Consider the following 26,836-nt stretch of genomic DNA (forward strand, 5'->3'; position numbering starts at 1 on the left):
TAAAAATGGCAATTACAAAAGAAGATATTTTAGAAGCTGTTGCTAACATGTCCGTAATGGAAGTTGTTGAACTTGTTGAAGCAATGGAAGAAAAATTTGGCGTATCTGCAGCGGCTGTTGCAGTAGCTGGTCCTGCTGGCGACGCTGGCGGTGCGGCAGAAGAGAAAACTGAGTTTGACGTTGTTCTTACTGGCGCTGGTGACAATAAAGTGGCTGCGATCAAAGCCGTTCGTGGTGCAACGGGTCTTGGGCTTAAAGAAGCTAAAGAAGCCGTTGAAAGCGCTCCGTTCACGCTTAAAGAAGGTGTTTCTAAAGAAGAAGCAGAAGCACTTGCTAACGATCTTAAAGAAGCTGGAATTGAAGTCGAAGTTAAGTAAGACTTTCAATTCCGCTCTTGTAGCATGAAAAATGGCTGGCGCTTTGCGTCGGCCTTTTGTTGTTTATGGTAGTGTGTAAAAGTGTAATCAATAGGAAGGCTGTTGCAAGCCGCTGTTATTACAGTTTTATGCATTTTTTGGGAAGACTTTTTCTTCCTTTAATTTAGTCGAATGTTGGGGTAATTGATGGCCTATTCTTTAACTGAAAAGAAACGTATTCGTAAAGATTTTGCGAGACGACCTTCTATTCTGGAAGTTCCATATCTTCTTTCTTTGCAGAAAGAGTCTTTTAAAGAGTTTTTGCAAGTTGATAAAAAGCCGCTGGAGCGTGATCCAGTCGGTTTGCATGCTGCTTTTTCTTCCGTTTTCCCGATTCATGGTGTAGCGGGTACAGCGGATTTAGAATATGTCAGTTATACGATGGGTCAACCTGAGTTTGACGTAAAAGAATGTAAGCAACGCGGTGTCACTTATTCTTCGCCATTGCGCGTTAAGATGCGTTTGGTGTTGTTTGATAAAGATGCACCAGCGGGTAAACGCCCTGTTAAGGATGTTAAAGAGCAGGAAGTGTATCTAGGCGATGTTCCGTTGATGACGGAAAACGGCACCTTTGTTATTAACGGTACTGAGCGAGTTATTGTGACTCAGTTGCACCGTTCTCCAGGGGTTATTTTTGACAGCGATCGCGGTAAGTCTCACTCTTCCGGTAAAGTGCTGTTTAACGCCCGTATTATTCCATACCGTGGTTCTTGGTTGGATTTTGAATTTGATCACAACGATTGTGTATTTGTTCGAATTGACCGTCGTCGTAAGCTACCGGTTTCCGTCATCTTCCGCGCCATGGGCTTCTCGACAGAAGAGGTTTTGGATACCTTCTTTGATCATTCAGAGATTAGCTACAAGTCTGGCAAGTTTGTCATGAAACTGGTACCGGAACAGCTAAAAGGTCAGTCTGCAGCGTTTGATATTACCGATGGTAAAGAAGTGTTCGTAAAAGCCGGGAAGAAAATTACGGCGCGCACTGTTAAGCAGTTACAAGAAGCGAAAATTAAATCGATTATCGTCCCGGATGAGTTTCTGGTCGGTAAGGTTCTGTCTTCCGGGATTATGAATGAAGAAACCGGTGAGTTGGTGGCTCGTGCGAATGAAGTCATGACGGCAGACCTGGTGGAAACCATCAAAGGCATCAAAGGGTTGTCCTTTAAAGTTCTGTTTATTGATGACTTGGAAAATGGTGCTTATATTTCCGATACGCTGAACCTGGACACCACCACTTCACAATTAGAAGCGCAAATTGAAATTTATCGTATGATGCGCCCAGGTGAGCCGCCGACGAAAGAGTCTTCTGAAGCGTTGTTTAACAGCTTATTCTTTGATGATTCGCGCTATGACTTGTCTTCTGTTGGTCGTATGAAATTAAACCGTCGTTTGGGTCGTAAAGACAATGATGGCAGTTTGGTTCTTGAAAACGAAGACATTGTTGATGTGGTTAAAGAGTTGTTGAATATCCGTAATGGCTTGAGCACTATTGATGATATTGATACGTTGGGTAATCGTCGTATTCGTGCCGTGGGTGAAATGGCTGAAAATGCTTTCCGTGTCGGTTTAGTACGTGTTGAACGTGCTGTAAAAGAGCGTTTGAACCAAGCGGAAACCGATGGGTTGTTACCGCAGGACTTGATTAACGCTAAGCCGGTTTCGGCTGCCATTAAAGAATTCTTTGGCTCCAGCCAACTTTCTCAGTTTATGGACCAGGTGAACCCGCTATCCGAGGTCACCCACAAACGTCGTGTTTCGGCCTTGGGGCCTGGCGGTCTAACGCGCGAGCGTGCTGGTTTTGAAGTGCGTGACGTTCACCCGACGCACTATGGACGTGTGTGCCCGATCGAAACGCCTGAAGGACCAAATATCGGTCTGATTAATACTTTGGCGATTTATGCAAAAACCAATAAGTATGGCTTTTTAGAAACACCTTACCGCAAGGTTGTGGACGGTAAAGTTACCGATGAAGTCGAATATGTTTCTGCGATTGATGAAGCGCAGTACGTCATCGCTCAGGCCAGTGCGGCAACAGATGAAAAGAACCATCTGACCGATGAGTTGGTGACGGCGAGACATAAAAATGAAACCATTTTAGCCTCGTCTAAAGACATCGATTATATGGATGTTTCGCCGAAGCAAATCGTTTCGGTGGCGGCGTCCTTGATTCCATTCCTGGAACACGATGATGCTAACCGTGCCTTGATGGGCTCTAACATGCAGCGTCAGGCCGTGCCAACATTGCGCGCCGATAAGCCTTTGGTTGGGACCGGGATTGAAAAAACCGTTGCCATTGACTCGGGTGTAACGGTGATTGCCAATCGTGGCGGTGAAGTCGTTTCCGCTGATGCCGCCCGTATTGTCGTGCGTGCGAATCAGGATGAAATCGCTGTCGGTGAGACCGGTGTGGATATTTATAACCTGATCAAATATCAGCGTTCGAACCAAAACACTTGTATCAACCAAAAGCCAATCGTGAAAGCCGGTGACGCCGTGTCTCGCGGTGATGTTTTGGCTGATGGGCCTTCTACCGATTTGGGTGAACTGGCCATTGGTCAAAATATGCGCATCGCGTTTATGCCTTGGAATGGTTACAACTTTGAGGATTCCATTTTGGTTTCCGAACGCGTGGTTCAAGAAGACCGTTATACGTCCATTCACATTGAAGAGTTGACGTGTTTGGCGCGTGATACCAAACTCGGGCCGGAAGAGGTTACATCCGATATTCCGAATGTCGGTGAAGCGGCGTTGTCTCGCTTGGACGAGTCTGGCATCGTGTATGTCGGCGCGGAAGTGAAGCAGGGCGATATTCTGGTTGGTAAGGTGACGCCAAAAGGTGAAACCCAGTTGACGCCGGAAGAAAAGCTTCTACGTGCGATTTTCGGTGAGAAAGCATCCGACGTTAAAGATACGTCTTTGCGTGTTGGTAAAGGCGTTGAAGGAACGGTTATTGATGTTCAGGTCTTCACCCGTGAAGGCGTTAAGAAAGATGCGCGAGCTATGGCGATTCAGGAAGATGAGTTGCAGCGTGTTCGTAAAGATATCGACGAGCAATATAAAATTTTGGAAGTCGATACCCTGAGACGAATTGAGCAGATGATAGTTGGCAAAAAGCTGGTTGATGGTAAAGCCGTCACAGCCGAAATGCTTGCAGATTTACCGACTGAAAAATGGTTCGGTCTGAACTTGAAAGACGAAGAATTGGTCAATCACTTAGAGGCGCTAGAAAAACAACTGGTGTTGAAGAAAGAAGAATTGAACAATGCGTTCGAAGAGAAGAAGAAAAAGCTAACACAAGGCGATGATTTGCAGCCGGGTGTTTCGAAGATGGTAAAAGTGTATGTGGCGGTCAAACGTCGCATTCAACCGGGTGATAAAATGGCCGGTCGTCACGGGAACAAGGGTGTTATCTCTCGAATCTGTCCTGTTGAAGACATGCCTTATGATGAAACCGGGCGTCCGGTCGATATCTGCTTGAACCCTCTGGGTGTTCCGTCTCGTATGAACGTCGGGCAAATCTTGGAAACTCACCTAGGCTTGGCCGCGGCAGGCCTGGGCGAAAAGATCAATGTCATGCTGGAACAGCAAGCTGACATTAAGGAGCTGAAAGGTTTCTTACATCAAATCTATAACGAAACACAGGGTCAAAGCGTTGACTTCGATAGCCTAAGTGATGCTGAAATTATTGAGCTGGCGGGTAACTTGCGTAAAGGTGTTCCAATGGCTTCCCCGGTATTTGACGGGGCTTCGGAAGGTCAAATTAAGTCGCTTCTACGTTTGGCTGATTTGCCTGAATCTGGACAAATGACACTGTTTGATGGTGTGACGGGTCAAGAATTTGATCGTCCGGTGACAGTTGGTTACATGTACTACTTGAAATTGAACCACTTGGTCGATGATAAAATGCACGCGCGTTCAACTGGACCTTACAGTCTGGTTACTCAGCAGCCATTGGGTGGTAAAGCCCAGTTTGGTGGTCAGCGTTTCGGTGAGATGGAGGTTTGGGCATTGGAAGCTTACGGTGCGGCCTTTACATTGCAAGAGATGTTGACGGTGAAGTCGGATGACTTAAACGGGCGTACTAAAATGTATAAAAACATTGTCGATGGTAACGAGTATATGGAACCTGGTATTCCAGAGTCGTTTAGCGTATTGCGCAAAGAAATTCGCGCTTTGGGTATTGATATTGAGTTGGAGCAAGAATAATGAAAGATTTGTTAGGATTCCTGAAAAAACAAAATGTATCGAATGAATTCGATACGATTAAAGTTACACTTGCTTCACCGGAAAAGATTCGTTCTTGGTCTTATGGCGAAGTCAAAAAACCGGAAACCATTAACTACCGTACGTTCAAGCCGGAAAGAGATGGGCTTTTCTGTGCCAAAATTTTCGGGCCAATTCGTGATTATGAGTGCTTGTGTGGTAAATATAAGCGCTTGAAGCATCGCGGCGTCATTTGTGAAAAATGTGGTGTTGAAGTCACGCAATCCAAGGTGCGTCGTGAGCGTATGGGGCATATTGACCTAGCCACTTCCGTTGCACATATTTGGTTCTTGAAGTCTTTGCCATCCCGTATCGGCTTGATGCTGGATATGACACTGAAAGAAATTGAGGCGGTTCTGTATTTCGAAGCCTTTATGGTTGTCGATCCTGGTTTGACGCCGTTGGAGCCGTGGCAGCTGTTGAGCGAAGAAGAATACTTGGATGCCATGGATGAGTATGGTGATGAGTTTGAAGCGCAAATGGGTGCGGAAGCCATTAAGAAAATGCTGCAATCCATCGATTTGGATGCGGAGGCGACTCGTCTGCGTGAAGAAATGGATGCCACCAGCTCTGAGACCAAGCAGAAAAAGATTTCAAAGCGTTTGAAGTTAATCGATTCTTTTATTCAATCGGGTAATAAGCCAGAGTGGATGATTTTGGACGTACTGCCAGTATTGCCACCCGAGTTGAGACCTTTGGTTCCTTTGGACGGTGGTCGTTTCGCGACTTCCGATTTGAATGATTTATATCGTCGTGTCATTAACCGTAACAACCGTTTGAAGCGCCTGTTGGATTTAATGGCGCCGGACATTATCGTTCGAAACGAAAAACGTATGCTTCAGGAGTCGGTTGACTCGATGTTGGATAACGGCCGTCGTGGTCGTGCCGTAACCGGTACGAATAAGCGCCAGTTGAAATCCTTGGCGGATATGATCAAAGGTAAACAAGGCCGTTTCCGTCAAAACTTGCTTGGTAAGCGTGTGGATTACTCGGGCCGTTCGGTTATCGTGGTCGGGCCGTCTTTACGCCTTCACCAGTGTGGTTTGCCGAAAAAAATGGCATTGGAACTGTTTAAGCCATTTATTTTCAGTAAATTGCAAAAACGTGGTCTGGCAACCACCATTAAAGCCGCCAAAAAAATGGTTGAGCAAGGCTTGCCGGAAGTATGGGATGTCTTGGATGAAGTGATTCGTGAACACCCGGTTCTTTTGAACCGTGCTCCGACATTGCACAGATTGGGTATTCAGGCGTTTGAGCCGGTCCTGATCGAAGGTAAAGCGATCAATTTGCACCCATTGGTGTGTTCGGCCTTTAACGCCGACTTCGATGGTGACCAAATGGCCGTACACGTTCCGTTGTCGTTGGAAGCGCAGTTGGAAGCGCGGACGTTAATGATGTCCACTAATAACCTCTTGTCACCTGCGAATGGTGATCCGATCATCGTGCCGTCTCAGGACGTTGTCTTGGGTCTTTATTACATTACGCGTGAACGTGTGAATGCGATTGGTGAAGGGAAAGCATTTTCAAATTGGATGGAGGTTCAGCGCGCCATGGAAGCGGGTGCTGTCCACGTTCATACCAAGATCAAACTGAAAATAGAAGAGACGGTCATTGACGATGTAGGTGTCGAGTCCGTTAAAAAAGGCTTGGTGGATACGACGGCTGGTCGAGCATTGTTGTTAAGCATTCTGCCGAAGGGCTTAAGTTTTGACTTGTTGAACTTGAACTTGACCAAAAAGAACATTTCTAAGGCATTGAATACTTGCTACCGTTTATTGGGGCCAAAAGAGACCGTTATTTTTGCGGATCAGCTCATGTATGCCGGCTTTAAATGGTCGACTTTGGCTGGTTTGTCTTTCTGTTCTGACGATATGTTGATTCCAGATGATAAAGCGCCGATTATTGAACGCGCTGATGATCAGGTTGCAGAGATTCAAAAGCAGTTTGCGCAAGGCCTGGTTACAGAAGGCGAGCGTTATAACAAGGTTGTGGATATTTGGTCGCATACCAATGAGTTGGTTACCAAGTCCATGATGGATGAGCTGCAGTTTGAAACAGTAACGGATTCGGAAGGTAAGGAAGTTCAGCAAACCTCCTTTAACTCGGTCTATATGATGGCCGATTCTGGGGCGCGTGGTTCCGTTGCGCAGATGCGTCAGCTTGGCGGTATGCGTGGTTTGATGGCGAAGCCGGATGGTTCCATCATCGAAACACCTATCACCGCTAACTTCCGTGAAGGCTTGAACGTCTTGCAGTACTTTATCTCGACGCACGGTGCACGTAAGGGTTTGGCGGATACAGCCTTGAAAACAGCCAACTCCGGTTATCTAACACGTCGTTTGGTGGATGTTGCGCAAGATGTTGTTGTGACAGAAGCAGACTGTGGTACGAATGCCGGCATCACTATGGCCCCTCATGTTGAAGGTGGTGAAGTTGTTGAAGAGTTGAAAGAACGTATTCTAGGGCGCGTGGTTGCTGAAGATGTACTTGCTTTGGATGGCGAAGTGATTGTGGCCAATGGAACGCTGTTGGATGAGCGCTTGGTTAAATTGATTGATGAATCCGGTGTGGATTCTGTCAAGGTGCGTTCGCCAATCACATGTGAAACCAAATTCGGTATCTGTCAAAAATGTTATGGACGCGATTTGGCTAGAGGTCACATGGTGAACTTGGGTGAAGCGGTCGGTGTTATGGCGGCACAGTCCATTGGTGAACCGGGTACTCAGCTGACCATGCGTACTTTCCACATCGGTGGTACGGCGTCCGCTTCAACGGCGCAAAGCCAGGTTGAAGTGAAGCACGAAGGTAAGGTCAAATTTGACAACCTTAAAACCATTCAAAACTCAGAAAACCAACTGGTTGTAACGTCACGTTCTGGTGAAATCTCCATTTTGGATTCGATGGGTCGTGAGAAAGAGCGGTACAAAATTCCTTACGGTTCTGTCTTGAATGTTGAGGATGGTACGGATGCAACTTCCGGTAAAGTATTGGCTACTTGGGATGCGCATACGCACCCAGTTATTACTGAAGCGGAAGGTGAAATTCAGTTCGGGAACTTTGAAGGCGCTGTTGAAGAACATACCGACGAATTGACTGGCTTAACGACGCATGTTGTTAAGAGTGCCAAAGAACGATCTTCTGCTACGAAGGAAGCCAGACCTTATATTCAGTTGGTGGATGAAACCGGTGAAGTGGTTCCGTTCCCGGGTACTCAAACGCCAGCGATTTATTATTTGCCAGAAAACTCAATCGTTGTGGTGAACCAAGCTGATAAAGTCGGTGGCGGTGATATCTTGGCGAGAATCCCTCAGGAATCTTCCAAAACAAAAGATATTACGGGTGGTCTACCTCGAGTGGCGGACTTGTTCGAAGCGCGTATTCCAAAAGAGCCTGCTATTATGGCGGAAGTTTCCGGTGTGGTCGGCTTTGGTAAAGAAACCAAAGGTAAACAGCGTCTGGTCATTACACAAGACAGTGGCGAGCAACATGAAACGTTGATTCCGAAATGGCGTAGTGTTGATGTGTTCGAAGGTGAGCGCGTTGAAAAAGGGGATGTTATTGTGGATGGTAATCCAAACCCACATGATATTCTTCGATTGCTGGGCGTTGAGGAGTTGACGAAATACATCGTTGATGAAGTACAAGATGTTTATCGCCTGCAAGGTGTTCGCATTAATGATAAGCACATTGAAACAGTGGTTCGCCAAATGCTGCGTAAGGTTGAAATTAAGGCCTCCGGTGATACGGGCTTGATTAAAGGCGAGCAAGCCGAGTTTGCAAGAGTGCTTGAGTTGAATGAGGGGGCTACGACAGAAGGTAATGTTGAAGCAAGCTTTCAGAGAGTGCTTTTGGGGATTACCAAAGCCTCTTTGGCAACGGAGTCCTTCATCTCGGCGGCTTCTTTCCAAGAGACTACCCGCGTTCTGACGGAAGCGGCTGTCAGCGGTAAAGAAGATAAGCTGGTCGGCTTGAAAGAGAATGTAATTGTGGGACGCCTGATTCCTGCCGGTACCGGTTTTGCATATCACCAAGCCAGAAAAGAGGCGAATGAAAAAACCCAGAGAGAGCTAACCGCTTTCATGGATGCACAGGATGATGAAACAGTTCAACCAGAGATGGTAGAAGAAGATTCGTCTGTAACCGAAGTGTCGGAATAAGTTTGAAATTCATTGAATAATTTCATTAACTTATACTTGACAATGTAACGTGGGATCTCTAAAATCCCACAACCTTATTCGTGGCGTTTTAGTGTCGCGATGATTTTTGATAATTTAAGATGTTTTGAAAGTCTTAATATGGAGTGAGAAGTAATGGCTACTATTAACCAGTTGGTGCGTAAGCCGCGTAAGGATAAACCGAAAAAATCAAACGTTCGTGCGTTAGAGGCATGTCCTCAGCGTCGTGGTGTTTGTACGCGTGTTTATACAACAACCCCTAAAAAGCCTAACTCTGCCCTACGTAAAGTTGCACGTGTGCGCTTGACTAACGGATATGAAGTTTCAAGTTATATCGGTGGTGAAGGTCACAATCTGCAAGAACACTCCGTGATCCTAATTCGCGGTGGTCGTGTAAAAGACTTACCTGGTGTGCGTTATCATACTGTTCGTGGTTCTTTGGACTGCGCAGGTGTTGATGGTCGTAAACAAGGTCGTTCTAAGTACGGTGCGAAGCGTCCTAAGGGTTAATCCTTAAACATACGTTTTGCAATTGTTTAGTGTAAATTTATACCGGAAGAGTAAGAATGGCAAGAAGAAGAGAAATACCTAAAAGACAAGTATTACCGGATCCTAAGTTCGGTGATACCACTTTAACCAAGTTTGTAAACATGATTATGGTCAGCGGAAAGAAAGCCGTTGCTGAAAAAATTGTTTATGACGCACTGGATATCGTGGTTGAAAGAAAAAAAGGCGGAGAGCATGCTGGGCTTTTGAGAGAAGCATTGGAAAATGTTGGACCAATGGTTGAAGTAAAGTCTCGCCGAGTAGGTGGTGCTACCTATCAGGTTCCTGTTGAAGTAAGACCGGAACGTAAAACAGCTTTGGCAATGAGATGGGTTGTTGAAGCGGCCAGAAAGCGCAGTGAGAAAGGCATGATGTTGCGCCTGGCAGGTGAGTTGTCTGACGCTTTGGAAAATCGCGGCTCCGCGATTAAGAAGAAAGAAGATACCCACCGAATGGCGGAAGCGAACAAAGCTTTCTCGCATTTCCGTTGGTAATCTAAATTGGGCCCGTAAGTGGGCCTTTATTATTTATATTCAAACAAAAGGTTTATTAAAGTGGCACGTAAAACCCCCTTAAACAGATATCGTAACATTGGTATCATGGCGCATATTGATGCTGGTAAAACAACAACGACAGAGCGTATTTTGTTTTACACAGGTGTTTCTCATAAGATTGGTGAAGTCCATGACGGTGGTGCAGCCATGGACTGGATGGAACAAGAGCAGGAAAGAGGGATTACAATCACTTCCGCTGCCACGACCACTTTCTGGAGTGGTATGGCTCAACAATACCCTGAACACCGCGTTAATATCATCGATACTCCGGGTCACGTTGACTTCACGATTGAAGTAGAGCGTTCCTTGCGAGTATTGGATGGCGCGGTCACGTGTTTCTGTTCAGTTGGCGGGGTTGAGCCTCAGTCTGAAACAGTTTGGCGTCAAGCGGATAAGTATGGCGTGCCACGCATGGGCTTTGTCAACAAGATGGACCGTTCTGGAGCGAACTTTTTTAATGTGGTTGAGCAGGTTAAGACGCGCTTAGGTGCGATGCCGGTTCCAATGCAGTTGCCAATTGGCGCTGAAGAAGAGTTCAAGGGTGTCATTGATCTTGTTAAGATGAAAGCGATTTACTGGAAAGAAGAAAACATGGGTATGGAATTTACCTATGAAGATATTCCAGCTGAATTGCAGGATCAAGCTGAAGAATATCGCGAAGCGATGATTGAAGCGGCGGCCGAATCGTCTGAAGAGTTGATGGATAAGTATTTGGAAGAAGGTGAGCTTTCCGAAGAGGAAATTAAAGCCGGTATTCGTCAGCGCTGTATTGATGTTGAGATCGTTCCAATGTTCTGCGGTACGGCTTTTAAAAACAAAGGTGTTCAAGCGCTTTTGGATGCCGTTATTGATTATATGCCGTCTCCAGTTGATGTACCTGCGATTGAAGGTGAATTGGAAAATGGTGAAAAGGCGACCCGTAAGTCATCTGATGATGAGCCGTTTGCCGCATTGGCCTTTAAGATTATGACGGACCCTTATGTCGGGACGTTGACATTCTTCCGTGTTTATTCAGGTGTTCTGGAAGCCGGTAGCCCTGTTTATAATACCGTGAAAGATAAGCGTGAGCGTGTTGGTCGTATCTTGCAGATGCATGCGAACTCGCGTGAAGAGATTAAGGAAGTTCGTGCTGGGGATATCGCTTGTGCGGTTGGTCTAAAAGATACAACCACTGGTGATACGCTGTGTGATGGAAGCGCGAAGATCATTCTAGAGCGTATGGAATTTCCTGAGCCGGTTATCTCAATCGCAGTTGAGCCGAAAACCAAAGCGGACCAAGAAAAAATGGGTATTGCCTTGCAGAAGCTTGCTGCAGAAGATCCTTCTTTCCGTGTTCACACGGACGAGGAAACTGGGCAGACAATTATGTCCGGTATGGGTGAGTTGCACCTAGATATTCTGGTTGATCGTATGAAGCGTGAATTTAATGTGGAAGCCAATATTGGTGCACCACAGGTTTCGTATCGTGAAACGATTAAAACAGCCGTTGAAGCCGAAGGTAAGTTTGTTCGTCAGTCCGGTGGTCGTGGTCAGTACGGTCATGTTGTCCTGAAGATTGAGCCGCAAGAAGAAGCGGGCGCTGGTTTTGAGTTTGTGAATGCAATTGTCGGTGGTGTGGTTCCAAGAGAATATATCCCTGCTGTCGAAAAAGGTTGTCAGGAACAACTTGAGAACGGTGTTATTGCCGGTTATCCGATGGTGGATGTGAAAGTGACTTTGTTTGACGGTTCTTATCACGATGTTGACTCGAATGAGACGGCATTCCGTGTGGCCGCCAGTATGGGTATTAAGAACGGTGTCGTGACGGCTAACCCTGTGATCCTTGAACCAATGATGGCGGTTGAAGTGACAACCCCTGAAGAGTATATGGGGGATGTAATGGGTGATTTGAATCGTCGTCGTGGTTTGGTTCAAAGCATGGAAGATATTCCGACCGGTAAGAAATTGAAAGCGGAAGTACCGTTGGCTGAGATGTTTGGTTATGCCACTCAGTTGCGCTCGTTGACTCAAGGTCGAGCTTCATACAGCATGGTGTTCGATAAATACTCGGACGCACCAGCCAATATTCAAGAAGAGATTATTGCTAAGGCCAAAAAAGGCGAATAATTTAACTTATTTAAAAAAATAGGACTTTAAAAATGGCAAAGGAAAAGTTTGAACGTAGTAAGCCGCACGTAAACGTTGGTACGATTGGTCACGTTGACCATGGTAAGACAACTCTTACGGCGGCGCTAACAATTGTACAAGGTAAGAAGTTCGGTGGCGAAGCGAAAGACTACGCTAACATCGACAACGCACCAGAAGAGCGTGAACGTGGTATCACCATCTCAACAGCACACGTTGAGTATGAATCAGAAACGCGTCACTACGCACACGTAGACTGCCCAGGTCACGCCGACTATGTTAAAAACATGATCACAGGTGCCGCTCAAATGGACGGCGCAATCCTAGTCTGTTCCGCAGCCGATGGCCCAATGCCGCAAACGCGTGAGCACATCCTGCTATCTCGTCAGGTAGGTGTACCATACATCGTTGTATACCTAAACAAAGCCGACATGGTTGATGATGAAGAATTGCTAGAATTGGTTGAAATGGAAGTTCGTGAGCTTCTAGATACCTACGATTTCCCAGGTGATGACACGCCAGTTATCATGGGGTCTGCACTTAAAGCCATCGAAGGCGACACTTCTGAAATCGGTGAACCATCGATCGGTCGTTTGGTTGATGCATTGGACGAATACATTCCGACACCAGAGCGTGAAACAGACAAGCCATTCTTGATGCCAGTAGAAGACATCTTCTCCATTCAAGGTCGTGGTACCGTTGCAACCGGTCGTGTTGAAACCGGTGTTGTAAAAGTTGGTGAAGAAATCGAAATCGTCGGTATCCGCCCAACGACAACGACAACCGTTACTGGTGTAGAAATGTTCCGTAAGCTTCTGGATCAAGGTGAAGCCGGTGACAACGTTGGTATCCTATTGCGTGGTACTAAGCGTGAAGACATCGAGCGTGGTCAAGTACTAGCACACAAAGGTACGGTTACACCACACACCAAGTTCGAAGCAGAAGTATACGTGTTGTCCAAAGATGAAGGTGGTCGTCACACACCATTCTTCCAAGGTTACCGTCCACAGTTCTACTTCCGTACAACGGACGTAACAGGTGCATGTGAATTGCCAGCCGGAACTGAAATGGTTATGCCTGGTGATAACGTACAAATGACTGTCGAGTTGATCAACCCGATCGCAATGAACGAAGGTCTACGTTTCGCGATTCGTGAAGGTGGACGTACAGTTGGTGCAGGTGTTGTAGCTAAAATTATTGAATAATAAAATTTAACTCAAGCAGTTGAATAATTGCTTGATATTAAATTGGATTATTGTTACAATCCGCATCCTTAGTGAGCAGTGGTCTGTTAATCACACCACTGCTTTTCTTTTTTTGTAATATGAGAAAAAGATGTTATGGCGACTCAAAATATTCGAATTCGCTTGAAGGCATTTGATCATCGTTTGATTGATCAGTCTGCTCGTGAGATCACGGAGACTGCTAAAAGAACCGGTGCTCAAGTTAAGGGGCCTATCCCTATGCCTACTCGAAAAGAGCGTTTTACAGTACTGATTTCTCCGCATGTTAATAAAGATGCGAGAGATCAATATGAAATTCGTACGCACAAACGTTTGCTTGATATCGTTGACCCAACGGATAAAACCGTTGATGCGTTGATGAAGTTGGATCTGGCAGCTGGTGTGGACGTACAGCTGGAGCTGAGATAATAAAATTGTCTTGGTTGGCATTAACCATCAATCGTAATGGTTAGTGAGTAAATAATAATGAGGTAACGATATGGGTATTGGTGTTGTAGGTACCAAAATTGGTATGACTCGTATTTTTAACGAGGATGGTGTATCGACTCCAGTGACGGTTGTTGAGGTAACTCCAAACCGTGTTACACAGATTAAAAATGATTTGTCTGATGGTTATGATGCTGTTCAGGTAACGTTTGGCTCTAAACACGCTGGGCGTGTGACTAAGCCTGCGGCAGGGCATTTTGCTAAGGCCGGTGTTGAAGCCGGTGTGGGTCTGTGGGAGTTTAGATTGGAAGATGTTTCAGAGGTTGAAGGTTTAGAGCCTGGTTCTGAAATTACAGTAGAAAAGTTTTCAGAAGTCGCTTTGGTGGACGTTACCGGTACAACTAAAGGTAAAGGTTTCCAAGGTGGTGTGAAGCGTCATAATTTCAAAATGCAAGACGCAACTCACGGTAACTCTATTTCTCACCGTGCTCCTGGTTCGATCGGTCAAAACCAGACTCCTGGACGAGTCTTCAAAGGTAAGAAAATGGCTGGTCACATGGGTAACGTCAAGCAAACCACTCAAAATCTTGAATTGGTTAAAGTTGATGTTGAAAATTCATTGCTAATGATTAAAGGTGCTTTGCCTGGAGCGAAAGGTAGCACTGTGATTGTTCGCAAGGCAATTAAGTAAGGTGGGCACGATGGATTTGAAATTAATAGAGCTAGCCAGTGGAAAAGAAACAGGGGCGGTTAACGTTTCTGATGACGTTTTCGGTGTTGAATTTAATGAATCTCTTGTTCACCAGGTGGTTAATGCCTATATGGCAGGCGCACGTTCTGGTACGAAAGGCCAAAAGAATCGTTCCGCTGTAAGCGGTGGCGGTGCAAAGCCATGGGCTCAAAAAGGGTCCGGTCGCGCGCGTGCAGGTACGTCTCGTAGCCCAATTTGGGTTGGTGGTGGTCGTGCCTTTCCTGGGCATAATCGTGATTTTTCTCAGAAAGTGAATAAGAAGATGTATCGCGGTGCCATGAAATCAATTTTTTCTGAGTTGGTACGAACAGATCGATTGGTTGTTGTGGATGACTTTAAGGTTGAAGCGCCTAAGACAAAAGAATTTGTTGCTAAGTTAGCAACACTTGATTTGAAAGATGCCTTGGTGATTACAGAAGGTTTTGACGAATATCTATACCTTTCTGCGCGCAATTTATATCATGCGGATGTTTGTGATGTGGCTTCCATTGATCCGGTCAGCTTGGTTGGGTTTAAGTCGATTGTCGTAACGCAAGGTGCGGTTAAGCAGCTTGAGGAGAAGTTGGGATGAGTAAGGAACGTTTGCTAAAAGTGTTATTGGCTCCTCATGTTTCGGAAAAATCAGCTTTGATGGCGGATTCATCCGAGCAGTATGTGTTTAAAGTCATACCGGGTGCGACAAAGCCTGAAGTTAAGCAAGCCGTAGAAGAGTTGTTTGACGTAAAGGTTCAGTCGGTCAATATGATCAATATTAAGGGCAAAACAAAAGTCTTTAGAGGCCGGGTTGGAAAGCGTAATGGCGTGAGAAAAGCTATCGTTCGCTTAGTGCCGGGTCAAGAAATTGACTTTGTTGGCGCAGAATAAGAGAGGTTGTCATGGCAATTATTAAAAAATCAAAACCTACTTCGCCTGGCCGTCGTTTTGTTGTAAGTGTTGTTGAGCCGGATTTACATAAAGGTAAGCCGCATGCAGCCCTACTTGAAAAGAAATCGAAATCAGGTGGTAGAAACTCGAACGGACGCATTACTGTTAGACACCAAGGTGGAGGTCATAAGCAGCATTATCGTCAAGTAGACTTTAAGCGTAATAAAGACGGCGTAACCGCTGTTGTGGAGCGTTTGGAATATGATCCAAATCGCACAGCACACATCGCTCTGCTGAAATATTCAGACGGTGAAAGACGCTATATTCTAGCGCCTAGACATGTGAAGGCTGGTGATCCAATTGAATCAGGTGAACATGTTTCAATTAAAGCGGGTAATGCACTTCCGTTGCGCAATATTCCTGTTGGTACGATTGTGCACGCGCTTGAAATGAGACCTGGTAAAGGTGCTCAAATCGCGCGAAGTGCTGGGGCTTATGCTCAGATTGCTGGCCGCGATGGCGCTTACGTCTTGGTTAAGCTACGTTCCGGTGAAATGCGTAAAATTTTGGCCGACTGTCGCGCGACAATTGGTGAAGTTGGTAACCCGGAGCATTCATTGAGAAAGCTAGGTAAAGCCGGTGCTAAACGTTGGAAAGGTGTTAGACCGACGGTTCGTGGTGTGGCTATGAACCCTGTGGATCACCCTCACGGTGGTGGTGAAGGTCGTACTTCTGGTGGTCGTAACCCTGTTACGCCATGGGGTGTTCCGACGAAAGGTAAGAAAACTCGTAGTAATAAACGTACAGAAAAAATGATTGTACGTCGTAGAAACAAATAAGGAAGGACCCTATGCCACGTTCAGTTAAAAAAGGACCTTTTGTAGATCATCACTTGTTGAAAAAAGTGATGGAGGCACAAGAATCTGGTAATAAACGTCCCATAAAAACATGGTCAAGAAGATCAATGATTCTTCCTGATATGATTGGTTTGACGATTGCAGTACATAACGGTAAAGAGCATATCCCGGTCTATGTTTCAGAAAACATGGTTGGACATAAGCTTGGTGAATTTTCGATGACTCGTACTTATCGTGGTCATGCAGCAGACAAGAAGTCTAGATAAGGAGAAATATTATGCAAGTTAGTGCTACTCATAGATTTGCCCGCATTTCTCCTCAGAAAGCGCGTCTGGTTGCAGATCTGATTCGCGGTAAGGATGTGGAAACCGCTGTAAACATTTTGGCTTTCAGCGACAAAAAAGCTTCTCAATTGATTGGGAAGGTTTTGAACTCGGCGATTGCAAATGCTGAAAATAACGAAGGTGCGGATATTGATGAGCTAAAGGTAACGGCGGCTTATGTCAATGAAGGCCCGATTATGAAGCGTATGCGCGCGCGAGCGAAAGGTCGCGGAAATCGAATCTTAAAACGCATCAGTCATATTACTGTGACTGTTGGCGATAAGTAAGGAGAGTCAGAATGGGACAAAAAGTTCATCCGGTTGGAATCCGTTTAGGGATTACAAAAGATTGGAATGCACGCTGGTATGCAGATAGCAAAAACTACTCTGACTTCCTGATCAGTGATGTAGAAATTCGTAAAGAATTGCATGAGAAATTGAAGCATGCTTCCGTGAGTCAAATCAACATCGAGCGTGTTGCTAATGGTGTGCGTGTTACGGTACATACGGCCAGACCTGGTGTTGTTATTGGCAAGAAAGGGGAAGATATTGAAAAGTTGAAGCAGTCTTTGATTGCTAAAACAGGTCTTCCAGTTAATATCAACATCGAAGAGATTAAAAAACCTGAATTGGATGCCAAACTGGTAGCGGAAAATATTGCCCAGCAGTTGGAAAAGCGTATTCAGTTCAGACGTGCTATGAAGCGTGCGGTCAGTAATGCAATGCGTCTAGGTGCTGAAGGCATCAAAGTTCATGTTTCTGGACGTTTGAACGGTGCTGAGATTGCTCGCGCAGAATGGTATCGTGAAGGTCGTGTACCGTTGCATACATTGCGTGCGGATATCGACTATGCCACTTTCGAAGCTGACACCACTTACGGGAAAATTGGGGTTAAAGTTTGGATCTTTAAAGGTGAAAAACTGGAAAAAATCTCAATGGTAAATGATGATAAGAAGCAGTCGAAAGGCAAGAAAGGCCGTAAATAAGGGGAATAGTTGTTATGTTAATGCCAAAACGTACAAAATTCAGAAAAGTACATAAAGGACGTAACCGCGGTCTTGCAAATGTCGGTAACAAAATTAGCTTTGGTGAGTTCGGCTTGAAAGCGATGGAGCGTGGTCGTATGACGTCACGTCAGATCGAAGCCGCTCGTCGAGTGATGACGCGTAAAGTAAAACGTGGTGCGAAAATTTGGATTCGCGTTTTTCCTGATAAACCAATTACCAATAAGCCCCTAGAAGTGCGTATGGGTAAAGGTAAAGGGAGCGTCGAATACTGGGTTGCACAGGTGCAGCCAGGACGCGTACTTTATGAAATGCAAGGTGTGGATGAAGCTGTTGCACGCGAAGCCTTTGAATTGGCCGCCGCAAAGCTTCCGTTTAAAACACAATTTGTTACAAGAACGGTGATGTGATTATGACTGCAGAATTGAAAGAAAAATCTGTAGAAGATTTGAGAAAAGATTTGTTGGATCTTCTGCAAGAACAGTTTAACTTGAGAATGCAACATGCGACAGGCCAGCTGTCTAACACGGCTCAGCTACGTACTGTTCGTCGTTCCGTTGCTCGAGTTAAAACCATCATTCGTCAAAAAGTGAGTAAATAAGAATGGCTGGTATGGAAAAGAAAGCTCGTACAATGCAAGGTGTTGTTGTTAGCAACGGTATGGATAAGTCAATTGTTGTTATGACTAACCGTTATATCAAGCATCCTAAGTATAAAAAATTCGTGAGAAAATCCACAAAGGTTATGGCGCATGATGCGGATAATGCCTGTGGAGTTGGTGATAGAGTGACTATTTCAGAGTGTACGCCTATCTCCAAAAGAAAGTCTTGGTCTCTCGTGTCGGTTGACGAAAAAGCTGCACTATAATTTAGTGATAGACTTTTGAGTTTTATCTGATATAATTGCCCAAATTTTTTACCGTCTTAACAACCAAGCCTATTGAAGGAACTAGTTGTTTTGGCGGTTTTTGTGTTATTTAAATTTTATGGATGGAGTTCCATCATGATTCAAATGCAAACTGTGCTTGATGTTGCTGACAACAGTGGCGCGCGAAAAGTTCAATGTATCAAAGTGTTGGGCGGTTCTAAGCGTCGTTACGCAAGTGTTGGTGATGTTATTAAGGTAGCTGTTAAAGAAGCGGCTCCGCGCGGAAAGGTCAAGAAAGGTGACGTTTTTGATGCGGTTGTAGTGCGTACGGCGCAAGGTGTAAGACGTCCAGATGGTTCTAAGATCAAGTTTGACGGGAATGCGGCAGTAATCCTTAGCTCGAAGCTTGAACCGATTGGTACGCGTATTTTTGGCCCAGTAACACGTGAGCTTCGTAACGATAAGTTTATGAAAATCGTTTCGTTGGCTCCAGAAGTTTTATAAGGAACGGATAATGAATCGTCTAAAAAAAGGTGATGAGGTTATCGTTATTGCTGGAAAGGACAAGGGTAAACGAGGCTCTGTTTCCCTGGTTATGCAAAATGGTAAGCTAATAGTAGATGGGATTAATTTGGCTAAGAAACACGTAAAAGCGAACCCTATGACGGGTGAGCAAGGCGGTATTGTTTCAAAAGAAATGCCAATTGATGCTTCTAATGTTGCTTTATACAATCCTGAAACAAAGAAAGCTGACCGAGTTGGTGTTCGTGACGAAGATGGCGTTAAGAAACGTTTCTTTAAGTCTAACGGCAATTTGGTAGACGCTTAAGTAGGTTGAGATATGGCAAGATTACAAAAAATTTATAACGACCAAATCGTATCTTCATTGGTAGAAAAATTTGGTTATAAGTCTGTAATGCAGGCTCCTAAGTTGACAAAGATTACAGTCAATATGGGTGTTGGTGAAGCGATTGCTGATAAGAAGGTGTTGGATAATGCCGTATCAGACATGGAAGCCATTACTGGTCAAAAAGCTATTCGTACATTGGCAAGACGTTCTGTTGCAAGCTTTAAAGTGCGTGATGGTTATCCGCTGGGCTGTAAAGTGACTTTGCGCGGTGCCAGAATGTATGAGTTTTTGGATAGGCTGATTAATGTTGCTTTACCTCGAGTAAGAGACTTTCAAGGTGTTAAAGCAAATGCCTTTGACGGTCGTGGTAACTACAATCTAGGTATCAAAGAGCAAATCATTTTCCCAGAGATTGAGTTTGAGAAGGTTGATAAAATCCGCGGGATGGATATCAGCTTTGCGACGACTGCTTCGACAAATGATGAAGCAAAAGCTCTTTTAGAAGCCTTTAATTTCCCATTTAAGAAGTAAGGTAGAGGTTTCCCATGGCAAAGCAATCAATGATTGAAAGAGAAAAGAAAAGAGCAAAGACCGTTGCAAAATACGCAGCGAAAAGAGCTGAGCTGAAAAAAGCATCAGTGGATATGTCTTTGACCTTTGAAGAGCGTATGGATGCAATGGAAAAATTGGCGAAACTGCCACGTAATGCATCACCTGTAAGACAGCAGAATCGTTGTCGTTTGACAGGGCGCCCTCATGGTGTTTATAGAAAGTTTGGATTGTCACGTAACATGCTAAGAGAATTAGCAATGAAAGGTGATGTACCTGGTTTAAGAAAAGCAAGTTGGTAAGGATAAATATTTATGAGTATGTCTGATCCAATAGCTGATATGCTAACCCGTATTCGCAATGGCCAAATCGCTGGTCATGCAAATGTAGTTATGCCTTCTTCCAAAGTTAAGGTTGCTGTTGCAAAAGTTTTGGCTGGTGAAGGGTATGTTAGCGCATACAGCGTAAGTGATAAGAACGGTAAGTCAGAACTGTCGGTTGATTTGAAGTATTTCGAAGGAAAGCCGGTCATTGAAATGTTAAAACGTGTCAGCCGTCCAGGTTTGCGTGTTTATAAAAACAAAAATGAATTGCCGAAAGTAATTGGTGGTTTAGGGGTGGCCGTTGTGTCGACTTCTAAAGGAATTATGTCTGATCGTGATGCCCGCACTGCTGGCATCGGCGGTGAGATTATTTGTTACGTAGCATAAGGGGAGATCACAATGTCTAGAATTGCAAAGTCTCCTATCACTCTGCCATCTGGTGTTGAAGTGTCTGTAAAGGGGTCCGACGTGTCGGTCAAAGGTTCGAAGGGAGCGCTTTCGAACTCTTTTAACCCTGTTGTGACGATTTCATTGGAAGATGGTGTAGTGACCGTTGCTCCTAAGAGCAATAGTAAAAATGCATGGGCTCAAGCCGGAACGGTTAGATCCATTATCAACAATATGGTTGTTGGTGTCTCTGAAGGCTTTGAGAAAAAGCTTCAGTTAGTTGGTGTTGGTTACCGTGCACAAGCTCAAGGAAAGGTTTTAAACCTAACGCTTGGTTTTTCTCACCCGGTTAATCATGAGTTGCCAGAAGGTATTACTGTTGAGACACCAAGCCAAACTGAAATCGTAGTTAAAGGTGCAGATAAGCAAGTTGTAGGACAAGTTGCTGCCGAAATCCGCGGCTATCGCCCACCCGAGCCTTATAAAGGTAAAGGTGTTAAATATGCGGATGAATATATCTTGCGCAAAGAAGCTAAGAAGAAATAAAGGTTGGGATTATAAATGGATAAGAAAGCTACCCGACTTCGTAGAGCGAAAAAAACGCGAGCAAAATTGGCTTCACAGGATAGAGCACGCCTTTGTGTGCACAGAACTCCTAAGCATATTTATGCTCAGATCATTTCATCAGATGGTTCATCTGTTGTTGCGTCAAGCTCTACAGTCCAAGCAGAAATTAAAAAGCAAGTTGCCTTTGGTGGAAACAAAGATGCAGCGAAGCTTGTTGGTAAGTCAATAGCGGAAAAAGCTAAGGCTGCGGGCATTGAGTCTGTTGCATTTGACCGTTCTGGTTTTAAATATCATGGTCGTGTTCAAGTTCTAGCAGATTCTGCTCGAGAAAACGGTCTTCAGTTTTAAAAGAAGGGATAACAATGTCTTCAAAAGAATTACAAGAAGGTCAAGACGGACTTATTGAGAAACTGGTTTCAGTTCGCCGAGTTGCAAAAGTTGTAAAAGGTGGGCGTGTCTTCGGTTTTTCAGCACTAACGGTTGTTGGTGACGGTGAAGGTCGTGTTGGCTACGGAAGTGGTAAGGCAAACGAGGTTCCAGTTGCAATTAAGAAGGCAATGGAAAAAGCGCGCCGTAACATGAAAGATGTCCACCTGAATGGCGGTACATTGCAGTATCCGATCAACTTCAAGCAAGGTGCGGCCAATATCGTGTTATTGCCGGCATCTGACGGTACTGGGATTATCGCCGGTGGCGCAATGCGTGCTGTTTTAGAAGCGGCGGGAGTGAAAGACGTATTGGCAAAATGCGTTGGAACGACACGACCAGTTAACGTTGTACGTTCGACTGTTAATGCTTTGACTGGAATGAGTAGCCCGGAATCAATTGCGGCCAAGCGCGGTAAGTCCGTCGAAGAAATTTTAGGTGAATAAAATGTCAGATAAGAAATTAGTCAATGTTACTTTGGTTAAAAGCACAATCGGACGACTGCCTGCGCATAAAGCTTGTGTAGCAGGCCTAGGATTGCGAAAAATGCACCAAACTGTAGCGGTTGTTGATACCCCTGAAAACAGAGGGATGATCAATAAAGTTTCCTATTTGCTTAAAGTAGAGGAAGCATAATATGCATTTAAATACTTTAAAGCCAGCTGAAGGCGAAAAGAAACTTGCTAAGCGTAAAGGTCGTGGTCAAGGTTCCGGAAACGGGAAAATGGCTGGGCGCGGACATAAAGGTCAAAAATCACGCTCCGGTGGTATGCCGAAGATTGGTTTCGAAGGTGGTCAAATGCCTTTGCAGCGTCGCTTACCAAAAATCGGCTTTACCTCTAGACAAGCCGCTTTTACGGCTGAAATTCGTTTGGATACACTGTCTTCGGTGGATTCAGATGTGATCGATTTGCAAGCATTAAAAGCAGCCGATTTAGTTTCTGAAAAGATTAAGTCGGTAAAAGTGATTAATAGCGGTGAGTTGACTAAGGCTGTTAAACTTTCAGGTTTGAAAGTAACCGCTGGTGCAAAAGCCGCTATTGAAGCGGCTGGCGGATCAGTAGAAGCTTGATTATGAAAAGTCAGTCAATTGAAAATTCAGGTACAAGTGGTCTAAGTCAAAAAATCTTTTTTGTCTTGGGAGCCCTCATCGTTTATCGTTTGGGGACTCATATTCCGGTTCCTTTGATTGATCCAGTTGCGCTGGCTGCCATGTTTGAGCAGCAGAAGGGCACGATCCTAGACATGTTTAACATGTTCTCGGGTGGGGCTTTAGAGCGACTGTCCATTCTGGCTCTCGGAATCATGCCTTATATTTCCGCATCGATCATTATGCAACTGCTGACCGTTGTTTCTCCAACGTTGGAGCAGTTGAAAAAAGACGGTGAAGCAGGAAGACGAAAAATCACACAATACACTCGCTATGGAACCGTTGTGTTAGCAACTTTCCAAGCGTTGGGTGTTGCGATTGCCTTGGAATCCCAGAATATCAATGGGATGTCTGTCGTGGTTGATCCAGGCTTTTTGTTTAAAGTTATTGCGGTGGCGACCTTGGTCAGCGGTACCATCTTTTTGATGTGGCTGGGTGAGCAAATCACCGAGCGCGGCATAGGGAATGGTATTTCGTTGATTATCTTTGCCGGTATCGTTGCCGGATTACCTTCAGCCTTGGGTGGAACCTTTGAGCAGGTGAATACAGGCGCGATGCATGCCATTACTGCCTTTGTTCTGTTGGCACTGGTGTTCTTGGTGATTGCGTTTGTTGTATTCGTTGAAAGAGGGCAGAGACGTATCCCAATTCATTATGCTCAGCGAATGAGAGGCCGCAAAATGTATGGTGGGCAAGAAGGCCATTTGCCGTTGAAGCTAAACATGGCAGGTGTGATTCCGCCCATCTTTGCATCGAGTATTATTCTGTTTCCTGCAACGCTTGGTGGTTGGTTTGGAACAGCAGAGAACATGGGTTGGCTGAAAGACATCGCAACGACAATGTCTCCTGGCCAGCCTTTGTATATCCTGTTCTATGCAATGGCCATTATTTTCTTCTGCTTTTTCTATACGGCGATCGTTTTTAATCCGAACGAAACGGCTGACAACTTGAGAAAGTCAGGGGCTTATATCCCAGGAATCAGACCGGGTCAACAAACAGCTCGTCGTATTGATACGATCATGAGTCGACTGACACTAGCAGGTGCTATTTACATCACGCTGGTTTGTTTGTTGCCTGAATTTTTAATTTTGTATTGGAATGTTCCTTTTTATTTTGGTGGAACATCGTTGCTGATTATTGTAATTGTGGTTATGGATTTCATGACGAATATTCAAGCGCACATGCAATCAGGTCAATACGAAAGTATGATGAGAAAAGCTAACTTAAAAGGGCGGTAATTCTTAATTGGCTAAAAATTAAGATTACTACTAGTAATTAATCCTGGAAATGAGTATAATCGCTCGTTTTTCGGTAGATGGATAGTTAAGGAGCGCAAAATGGCTCGTATTGCCGGCGTAAACATTCCAGTTAACAAACATGTCGTTATTGGATTGAGATCGATCTACGGTGTTGGACAGACAACAGCGCAAACTATTTGTGCGAGCACGAAAATTGATCCAACAACGAAAGTTCGTGAACTAACTGAAGAACAGTTAGAAGCACTTCGTTCCGAAGTGACTAAGTACAAAATTGAAGGTGATCTTCGTCGTGATGTAACCATGAACATCAAACGTTTGATGGATATGGGTTGCTATAGAGGAATTCGTCACCGTAGAAGTCTTCCTTTGCGAGGACAACGTACCAAAAATAATGCTCGCACTCGTAAAGGCCCTAAAAAGCCTATTAAGCGTTAAGCATAAATTTAGAGATTAGATATGGCAAAAGCAAATTCACGTGTTAAGAAGAAAGCAAAACAAGTTGTAACGGACGCCGTTGCGCATGTTCACGCTACTTTTAATAACACCATCGTGACGATTACGGATCGCCAAGGTAATGCACTTTGCTGGGCAACTTCCGGTGGAAGTGGGTTCCGTGGTTCACGTAAAAGTACACCTTTTGCAGCTCAGGTAGCCGCAGAACGTGCTGGCCAAATGGCTACGGAATATGGTGTTAAAAATATGGATGTTATGGTTAAAGGTCCTGGACCCGGCCGTGATTCAGCTGTTAGAGGATTGAACAGTGTTGGTTTTAAAATTACATCGATTGCCGATGTGACACCAATCCCGCATAACGGTTGCCGTCCGCCTAAAAAACGTCGCGTTTAATATTCAGAGGTAGAAGATGGCTAGATATATTGGTCCAAAATGTAAACTATCACGTCGTGAAGGAACGGATCTATTTTTGAAAAGCGGTGTTCGTAGCATCGAATCAAAATGTAAAATCGATCAGTTGCCAGGTCAGCATGGTGCCGGCCGTAAGCGTGTGACGGAATATGGTTTACAGTTAAGAGAAAAACAAAAAGTTCGTCGTATTTACGGAGTTCTGGAAAAGAAGTTCCGTTTGTACTATAAAGAAGCCGACCGTCGTAAAGGGTCAACGGGTGTGAACCTTCTGCAATTGCTAGAGAGCAGATTGGACAACGTCGTTTACCGTATGGGGTTTGCTTCGACTCGTGCAGAAGCAAGACAGTTGGTTTCGCATAAAGCGATTCAAGTAAACGGGCAAGCGGTCAACATTCCTTCTTATGAAGTGTCTGCTGGTGACGTTGTTAGCATTAGAGAAAAGTCTCGCAACCAATCTCGTATTGCAACTGCACTTGAGTTGAGCAATCAAGCTGGCAATGTAAGTTGGGTAGAAGTTGATCCTTCCAAATTTGAAGGTGTATTCAAGTCTGTACCTGATCGTTCAGATTTATCTGCTGATATTTCAGAAAATCTAATTGTCGAGCTTTACTCTAAGTAACCCTTTGAAACGGAGATAACTTCTAATGCAAGAGATGTTAGAGCAGCTACTAACTCCACGTTTAGTAGATATTAAAACAGTGAGCGGTTTTAATAGCCGTGTAACTCTTGAGCCTCTAGAGCGTGGTTTTGGGCATACTCTAGGGAATGCTTTAAGAAGAATCTTATTATCTTCAATGCCGGGTGCGGCGATTGTTGAAGCTCAGATTGATGGTGTACTACACGAATATTCAGCTATCGAAGGTGTTCGCGAAGATGTTTTGGAAATCTTGCTGAACCTGAAAGAGGTTGCCATTAAATTAAATGAAACCTCTGAAGCCGAGTTGACCTTATCGAAAAAAGGTCCAGCCGTTGTAACGGCAGGTGATATTCAGCTGAATCACGATTCAGAAATCATGAACCCAGACTTGATCATTGCTCACTTGAGTGAAGGTGCGGAACTTTCAATGAAATTGAAAGTGGAAAAAGGAATTGGTTATCGTGCTTCAGTTCAAACTGACGATTCTGAATCGGCTAATATTGGTGTTTTGAAGCTGGACGCAAGTTTCAGCCCTGTCAAAACCGTTAGCTACGAAGTTCAGAATGCTCGTGTTGAACAGCGCACCGATTTGGATAAACTGATTTTGAATGTAGTGACTGATGGTACTTTAGATCCAGAAGACGCGATCAAACAAGCCGCCACTGTCTTGCATTATCAGTTGATTGCCTTTGTTGATTTGAAACACAAAGAGATTGTCGTACAGGAAGAAGAAGAAAATGAGTTTGATCCGATTTTCTTGCAACCTGTCGATGATTTGGAATTGACGGTCCGTTCTGCGAACTGTCTAAAAGCCGAGCAAATCTATTACATTGGTGATTTGGTTCAGCGTGCCGAATCCAGCTTGTTAAAAACACCAAACTTGGGTAAAAAATCGTTACAAGAAATCAAAGACGTGCTTGCACAAAGAGGTCTTGGTTTGGGTACAAAACTTGAAAACTGGCCGCCATCAAGCCTGGTGAGTAAAGAGTCAGCATAATTTTAAAGGAAAGCTACCATGCGTCATCGTAAAAGTGGTCGTAAATTAAATCGTAATAGCTCGCATCGTAAAGCGATGTTCAGAAACATGTCTGCGTCTTTGATCGAACATGAAGTGATCAAAACGACAGTGGCTAAAGCGAAAGAATTGCGTGGTGTTGCTGAGCCGTTAATCACATTGGCCAAGCAAGACAGCGTTCATAACCGTCGCGTTGCTTTTTCACGTTTGCGTGATAAAGCTGCCGTAGGTAAACTCTTTTCAGAATTGGGTCCTCGCTATGAGTCTCGTCCTGGTGGGTATATTCGCATTTTGAAATGCGGCTTCCGTCCAGGCGACAATGCGCCGATGGCCTATGTGGAATTGGTTGACCGCCCTGAAGGGGCCGAAGCCGACTCCTCTGAAGACTAAGTCGTA

General features: G+C 44.7%; 34 protein-coding genes. All 34 read left to right on the top strand.

Annotation, left to right across the window (positions count from 1 at the left end):
* Window positions 1-5: 5 nt before the first annotated feature.
* The 34 genes from rplL to rplQ all read left to right on the top strand — a co-directional run bounded on the left by rplL (window position 6) and on the right by rplQ (window position 26,830).
* Window positions 6-377: a 50S ribosomal protein L7/L12 gene (rplL, locus tag AC0KH7_RS01335; protein WP_472370010.1), complete on the top strand. Its 372-nt coding sequence runs from the start codon at window positions 6-8 to the stop codon at window positions 375-377.
* Window positions 378-563: 186 nt separating this feature from the next.
* Window positions 564-4,622, top strand: a complete 4,059-nt coding sequence (gene rpoB, locus AC0KH7_RS01340; protein ID WP_472370012.1) for a DNA-directed RNA polymerase subunit beta — start codon at window positions 564-566, stop codon at window positions 4,620-4,622.
* On the top strand, window positions 4,622-8,836 hold the full coding sequence (gene rpoC, locus AC0KH7_RS01345; protein ID WP_472370014.1) for a DNA-directed RNA polymerase subunit beta': 4,215 nt from the start codon (window positions 4,622-4,624) through the stop codon (window positions 8,834-8,836). Before rpoB ends, rpoC begins: the two co-directional genes overlap by 1 nt.
* Window positions 8,837-8,989: 153 nt before the next feature.
* Window positions 8,990-9,364: a 30S ribosomal protein S12 gene (gene rpsL, locus AC0KH7_RS01350; RefSeq protein ID WP_068647250.1), complete on the top strand. Its 375-nt coding sequence runs from the start codon at window positions 8,990-8,992 to the stop codon at window positions 9,362-9,364.
* 56 nt (window positions 9,365-9,420) lie between these two features.
* Complete coding sequence (gene rpsG, locus AC0KH7_RS01355) at window positions 9,421-9,894, top strand: 30S ribosomal protein S7 (protein ID WP_029939572.1); 474 nt, start codon at window positions 9,421-9,423, stop codon at window positions 9,892-9,894.
* Between the two features lie 60 nt (window positions 9,895-9,954).
* On the top strand, window positions 9,955-12,060 hold the full coding sequence (gene fusA, locus AC0KH7_RS01360; protein WP_472370017.1) for an elongation factor G: 2,106 nt from the start codon (window positions 9,955-9,957) through the stop codon (window positions 12,058-12,060).
* Window positions 12,061-12,092: 32 nt separating this feature from the next.
* The gene (gene tuf / locus AC0KH7_RS01365; protein WP_472370004.1) at window positions 12,093-13,283 is read left to right on the top strand and encodes an elongation factor Tu; all 1,191 of its coding nucleotides are present in this window, start codon (window positions 12,093-12,095) and stop codon (window positions 13,281-13,283) included.
* A 135-nt stretch (window positions 13,284-13,418) separates the two neighbouring features.
* Entirely contained in the window at window positions 13,419-13,730 is a 312-nt protein-coding gene (gene rpsJ, locus AC0KH7_RS01370; protein ID WP_029939574.1) for a 30S ribosomal protein S10, read from the top strand.
* Window positions 13,731-13,800: 70 nt separating this feature from the next.
* Window positions 13,801-14,439: a 50S ribosomal protein L3 gene (gene rplC / locus AC0KH7_RS01375; protein ID WP_472370019.1), complete on the top strand. Its 639-nt coding sequence runs from the start codon at window positions 13,801-13,803 to the stop codon at window positions 14,437-14,439.
* A 10-nt stretch (window positions 14,440-14,449) separates the two neighbouring features.
* Window positions 14,450-15,070 (top strand): 50S ribosomal protein L4, encoded by a 621-nt coding sequence (rplD, locus tag AC0KH7_RS01380; RefSeq protein WP_472370021.1) that lies wholly within the window; start codon window positions 14,450-14,452, stop codon window positions 15,068-15,070.
* Entirely contained in the window at window positions 15,067-15,363 is a 297-nt protein-coding gene (gene rplW, locus AC0KH7_RS01385; protein WP_472370023.1) for a 50S ribosomal protein L23, read from the top strand. The genes rplD and rplW overlap by 4 nt, the downstream gene beginning before the upstream one ends.
* A gap of 11 nt (window positions 15,364-15,374) precedes the next feature.
* Complete coding sequence (gene rplB, locus AC0KH7_RS01390) at window positions 15,375-16,202, top strand: 50S ribosomal protein L2 (protein WP_068647259.1); 828 nt, start codon at window positions 15,375-15,377, stop codon at window positions 16,200-16,202.
* A gap of 11 nt (window positions 16,203-16,213) precedes the next feature.
* Complete coding sequence (gene rpsS / locus AC0KH7_RS01395; protein WP_068647261.1) at window positions 16,214-16,486, top strand: 30S ribosomal protein S19; 273 nt, start codon at window positions 16,214-16,216, stop codon at window positions 16,484-16,486.
* 11 nt (window positions 16,487-16,497) lie between these two features.
* Window positions 16,498-16,830 carry a 50S ribosomal protein L22 gene (gene rplV / locus AC0KH7_RS01400; protein WP_068647263.1) on the top strand — a complete coding sequence of 111 codons (333 nt, stop codon included), beginning with the start codon at window positions 16,498-16,500 and terminating at the stop codon, window positions 16,828-16,830.
* Window positions 16,831-16,841: 11 nt separating this feature from the next.
* A complete protein-coding gene (gene rpsC, locus AC0KH7_RS01405) occupies window positions 16,842-17,528 on the top strand; it encodes a 30S ribosomal protein S3 (protein WP_472370026.1) in 687 nt (228 codons plus the stop codon).
* A gap of 14 nt (window positions 17,529-17,542) precedes the next feature.
* Window positions 17,543-17,956 carry a 50S ribosomal protein L16 gene (gene rplP / locus AC0KH7_RS01410; protein WP_029939582.1) on the top strand — a complete coding sequence of 138 codons (414 nt, stop codon included), beginning with the start codon at window positions 17,543-17,545 and terminating at the stop codon, window positions 17,954-17,956.
* A 2-nt stretch (window positions 17,957-17,958) separates the two neighbouring features.
* Window positions 17,959-18,147 carry a 50S ribosomal protein L29 gene (gene rpmC, locus AC0KH7_RS01415; protein WP_068647266.1) on the top strand — a complete coding sequence of 63 codons (189 nt, stop codon included), beginning with the start codon at window positions 17,959-17,961 and terminating at the stop codon, window positions 18,145-18,147.
* A 2-nt stretch (window positions 18,148-18,149) separates the two neighbouring features.
* Complete coding sequence (rpsQ, locus tag AC0KH7_RS01420; RefSeq protein WP_082672026.1) at window positions 18,150-18,413, top strand: 30S ribosomal protein S17; 264 nt, start codon at window positions 18,150-18,152, stop codon at window positions 18,411-18,413.
* A gap of 135 nt (window positions 18,414-18,548) precedes the next feature.
* On the top strand, window positions 18,549-18,917 hold the full coding sequence (gene rplN, locus AC0KH7_RS01425; protein ID WP_068647271.1) for a 50S ribosomal protein L14: 369 nt from the start codon (window positions 18,549-18,551) through the stop codon (window positions 18,915-18,917).
* Between the two features lie 10 nt (window positions 18,918-18,927).
* The gene (rplX, locus tag AC0KH7_RS01430) at window positions 18,928-19,242 is read left to right on the top strand and encodes a 50S ribosomal protein L24 (RefSeq protein ID WP_068647273.1); all 315 of its coding nucleotides are present in this window, start codon (window positions 18,928-18,930) and stop codon (window positions 19,240-19,242) included.
* A gap of 12 nt (window positions 19,243-19,254) precedes the next feature.
* On the top strand, window positions 19,255-19,794 hold the full coding sequence (gene rplE / locus AC0KH7_RS01435; RefSeq protein ID WP_472370029.1) for a 50S ribosomal protein L5: 540 nt from the start codon (window positions 19,255-19,257) through the stop codon (window positions 19,792-19,794).
* 14 nt (window positions 19,795-19,808) lie between these two features.
* Window positions 19,809-20,114, top strand: coding sequence for a 30S ribosomal protein S14 (gene rpsN, locus AC0KH7_RS01440; protein ID WP_472370031.1), 306 nt, complete (start codon window positions 19,809-19,811; stop codon window positions 20,112-20,114).
* A gap of 12 nt (window positions 20,115-20,126) precedes the next feature.
* A complete protein-coding gene (rpsH, locus tag AC0KH7_RS01445; protein WP_029939589.1) occupies window positions 20,127-20,522 on the top strand; it encodes a 30S ribosomal protein S8 in 396 nt (131 codons plus the stop codon).
* A gap of 12 nt (window positions 20,523-20,534) precedes the next feature.
* Window positions 20,535-21,068, top strand: a complete 534-nt coding sequence (gene rplF / locus AC0KH7_RS01450; RefSeq protein ID WP_472370033.1) for a 50S ribosomal protein L6 — start codon at window positions 20,535-20,537, stop codon at window positions 21,066-21,068.
* Window positions 21,069-21,083: 15 nt separating this feature from the next.
* Window positions 21,084-21,437: a 50S ribosomal protein L18 gene (gene rplR, locus AC0KH7_RS01455; RefSeq protein WP_068647281.1), complete on the top strand. Its 354-nt coding sequence runs from the start codon at window positions 21,084-21,086 to the stop codon at window positions 21,435-21,437.
* A 14-nt stretch (window positions 21,438-21,451) separates the two neighbouring features.
* Window positions 21,452-21,961, top strand: a complete 510-nt coding sequence (gene rpsE / locus AC0KH7_RS01460) for a 30S ribosomal protein S5 (protein ID WP_029939592.1) — start codon at window positions 21,452-21,454, stop codon at window positions 21,959-21,961.
* A gap of 1 nt (window position 21,962) precedes the next feature.
* Entirely contained in the window at window positions 21,963-22,151 is a 189-nt protein-coding gene (gene rpmD / locus AC0KH7_RS01465) for a 50S ribosomal protein L30 (protein WP_029939593.1), read from the top strand.
* A gap of 1 nt (window position 22,152) precedes the next feature.
* Complete coding sequence (rplO, locus tag AC0KH7_RS01470; protein ID WP_472370035.1) at window positions 22,153-22,587, top strand: 50S ribosomal protein L15; 435 nt, start codon at window positions 22,153-22,155, stop codon at window positions 22,585-22,587.
* A gap of 2 nt (window positions 22,588-22,589) precedes the next feature.
* Entirely contained in the window at window positions 22,590-23,903 is a 1,314-nt protein-coding gene (secY, locus tag AC0KH7_RS01475; protein WP_472370037.1) for a preprotein translocase subunit SecY, read from the top strand.
* A 99-nt stretch (window positions 23,904-24,002) separates the two neighbouring features.
* Window positions 24,003-24,359, top strand: a complete 357-nt coding sequence (gene rpsM / locus AC0KH7_RS01480) for a 30S ribosomal protein S13 (RefSeq protein ID WP_068647287.1) — start codon at window positions 24,003-24,005, stop codon at window positions 24,357-24,359.
* A 21-nt stretch (window positions 24,360-24,380) separates the two neighbouring features.
* Entirely contained in the window at window positions 24,381-24,770 is a 390-nt protein-coding gene (rpsK, locus tag AC0KH7_RS01485; protein ID WP_068647290.1) for a 30S ribosomal protein S11, read from the top strand.
* A gap of 16 nt (window positions 24,771-24,786) precedes the next feature.
* A complete protein-coding gene (gene rpsD / locus AC0KH7_RS01490; RefSeq protein WP_472370039.1) occupies window positions 24,787-25,407 on the top strand; it encodes a 30S ribosomal protein S4 in 621 nt (206 codons plus the stop codon).
* A 25-nt stretch (window positions 25,408-25,432) separates the two neighbouring features.
* Window positions 25,433-26,422 carry a DNA-directed RNA polymerase subunit alpha gene (locus AC0KH7_RS01495; protein ID WP_472370041.1) on the top strand — a complete coding sequence of 330 codons (990 nt, stop codon included), beginning with the start codon at window positions 25,433-25,435 and terminating at the stop codon, window positions 26,420-26,422.
* Between the two features lie 18 nt (window positions 26,423-26,440).
* Window positions 26,441-26,830 (top strand): 50S ribosomal protein L17, encoded by a 390-nt coding sequence (gene rplQ, locus AC0KH7_RS01500; RefSeq protein WP_472370043.1) that lies wholly within the window; start codon window positions 26,441-26,443, stop codon window positions 26,828-26,830.
* The last annotated feature ends 6 nt before the right edge of the window (window positions 26,831-26,836 follow it).

The sequence above is a fragment of the Hydrogenovibrio sp. genome, assembly GCF_965140365.1.
Taxonomy (GTDB): domain Bacteria; phylum Pseudomonadota; class Gammaproteobacteria; order Thiomicrospirales; family Thiomicrospiraceae; genus Hydrogenovibrio.

What these genes read in the sequence shown, in the direction of transcription:
- rplL (WP_472370010.1), top strand. Translation starts at nt 6, where the DNA reads ATGGCAATTACAAAAGAAGATATTTTAGAAGCTGTTGCTAACATGTCC.
- rpoB (WP_472370012.1), top strand. Translation starts at nt 564, where the DNA reads ATGGCCTATTCTTTAACTGAAAAGAAACGTATTCGTAAAGATTTTGCG.
- rpoC (WP_472370014.1), top strand. Translation starts at nt 4,622, where the DNA reads ATGAAAGATTTGTTAGGATTCCTGAAAAAACAAAATGTATCGAATGAA.
- rpsL (WP_068647250.1), top strand. Translation starts at nt 8,990, where the DNA reads ATGGCTACTATTAACCAGTTGGTGCGTAAGCCGCGTAAGGATAAACCG.
- rpsG (WP_029939572.1), top strand. Translation starts at nt 9,421, where the DNA reads ATGGCAAGAAGAAGAGAAATACCTAAAAGACAAGTATTACCGGATCCT.
- tuf (WP_472370004.1), top strand. Translation starts at nt 12,093, where the DNA reads ATGGCAAAGGAAAAGTTTGAACGTAGTAAGCCGCACGTAAACGTTGGT.
- rpsJ (WP_029939574.1), top strand. Translation starts at nt 13,419, where the DNA reads ATGGCGACTCAAAATATTCGAATTCGCTTGAAGGCATTTGATCATCGT.
- rplC (WP_472370019.1), top strand. Translation starts at nt 13,801, where the DNA reads ATGGGTATTGGTGTTGTAGGTACCAAAATTGGTATGACTCGTATTTTT.
- rplD (WP_472370021.1), top strand. Translation starts at nt 14,450, where the DNA reads ATGGATTTGAAATTAATAGAGCTAGCCAGTGGAAAAGAAACAGGGGCG.
- rplW (WP_472370023.1), top strand. Translation starts at nt 15,067, where the DNA reads ATGAGTAAGGAACGTTTGCTAAAAGTGTTATTGGCTCCTCATGTTTCG.
- rplB (WP_068647259.1), top strand. Translation starts at nt 15,375, where the DNA reads ATGGCAATTATTAAAAAATCAAAACCTACTTCGCCTGGCCGTCGTTTT.
- rpsS (WP_068647261.1), top strand. Translation starts at nt 16,214, where the DNA reads ATGCCACGTTCAGTTAAAAAAGGACCTTTTGTAGATCATCACTTGTTG.
- rplV (WP_068647263.1), top strand. Translation starts at nt 16,498, where the DNA reads ATGCAAGTTAGTGCTACTCATAGATTTGCCCGCATTTCTCCTCAGAAA.
- rpsC (WP_472370026.1), top strand. Translation starts at nt 16,842, where the DNA reads ATGGGACAAAAAGTTCATCCGGTTGGAATCCGTTTAGGGATTACAAAA.
- rplP (WP_029939582.1), top strand. Translation starts at nt 17,543, where the DNA reads ATGTTAATGCCAAAACGTACAAAATTCAGAAAAGTACATAAAGGACGT.
- rpmC (WP_068647266.1), top strand. Translation starts at nt 17,959, where the DNA reads ATGACTGCAGAATTGAAAGAAAAATCTGTAGAAGATTTGAGAAAAGAT.
- rpsQ (WP_082672026.1), top strand. Translation starts at nt 18,150, where the DNA reads ATGGCTGGTATGGAAAAGAAAGCTCGTACAATGCAAGGTGTTGTTGTT.
- rplN (WP_068647271.1), top strand. Translation starts at nt 18,549, where the DNA reads ATGATTCAAATGCAAACTGTGCTTGATGTTGCTGACAACAGTGGCGCG.
- rplX (WP_068647273.1), top strand. Translation starts at nt 18,928, where the DNA reads ATGAATCGTCTAAAAAAAGGTGATGAGGTTATCGTTATTGCTGGAAAG.
- rplE (WP_472370029.1), top strand. Translation starts at nt 19,255, where the DNA reads ATGGCAAGATTACAAAAAATTTATAACGACCAAATCGTATCTTCATTG.
- rpsN (WP_472370031.1), top strand. Translation starts at nt 19,809, where the DNA reads ATGGCAAAGCAATCAATGATTGAAAGAGAAAAGAAAAGAGCAAAGACC.
- rpsH (WP_029939589.1), top strand. Translation starts at nt 20,127, where the DNA reads ATGAGTATGTCTGATCCAATAGCTGATATGCTAACCCGTATTCGCAAT.
- rplF (WP_472370033.1), top strand. Translation starts at nt 20,535, where the DNA reads ATGTCTAGAATTGCAAAGTCTCCTATCACTCTGCCATCTGGTGTTGAA.
- rplR (WP_068647281.1), top strand. Translation starts at nt 21,084, where the DNA reads ATGGATAAGAAAGCTACCCGACTTCGTAGAGCGAAAAAAACGCGAGCA.
- rpsE (WP_029939592.1), top strand. Translation starts at nt 21,452, where the DNA reads ATGTCTTCAAAAGAATTACAAGAAGGTCAAGACGGACTTATTGAGAAA.
- rpmD (WP_029939593.1), top strand. Translation starts at nt 21,963, where the DNA reads ATGTCAGATAAGAAATTAGTCAATGTTACTTTGGTTAAAAGCACAATC.
- rplO (WP_472370035.1), top strand. Translation starts at nt 22,153, where the DNA reads ATGCATTTAAATACTTTAAAGCCAGCTGAAGGCGAAAAGAAACTTGCT.
- secY (WP_472370037.1), top strand. Translation starts at nt 22,590, where the DNA reads ATGAAAAGTCAGTCAATTGAAAATTCAGGTACAAGTGGTCTAAGTCAA.
- rpsM (WP_068647287.1), top strand. Translation starts at nt 24,003, where the DNA reads ATGGCTCGTATTGCCGGCGTAAACATTCCAGTTAACAAACATGTCGTT.
- rpsK (WP_068647290.1), top strand. Translation starts at nt 24,381, where the DNA reads ATGGCAAAAGCAAATTCACGTGTTAAGAAGAAAGCAAAACAAGTTGTA.
- rpsD (WP_472370039.1), top strand. Translation starts at nt 24,787, where the DNA reads ATGGCTAGATATATTGGTCCAAAATGTAAACTATCACGTCGTGAAGGA.
- AC0KH7_RS01495 (WP_472370041.1), top strand. Translation starts at nt 25,433, where the DNA reads ATGCAAGAGATGTTAGAGCAGCTACTAACTCCACGTTTAGTAGATATT.
- rplQ (WP_472370043.1), top strand. Translation starts at nt 26,441, where the DNA reads ATGCGTCATCGTAAAAGTGGTCGTAAATTAAATCGTAATAGCTCGCAT.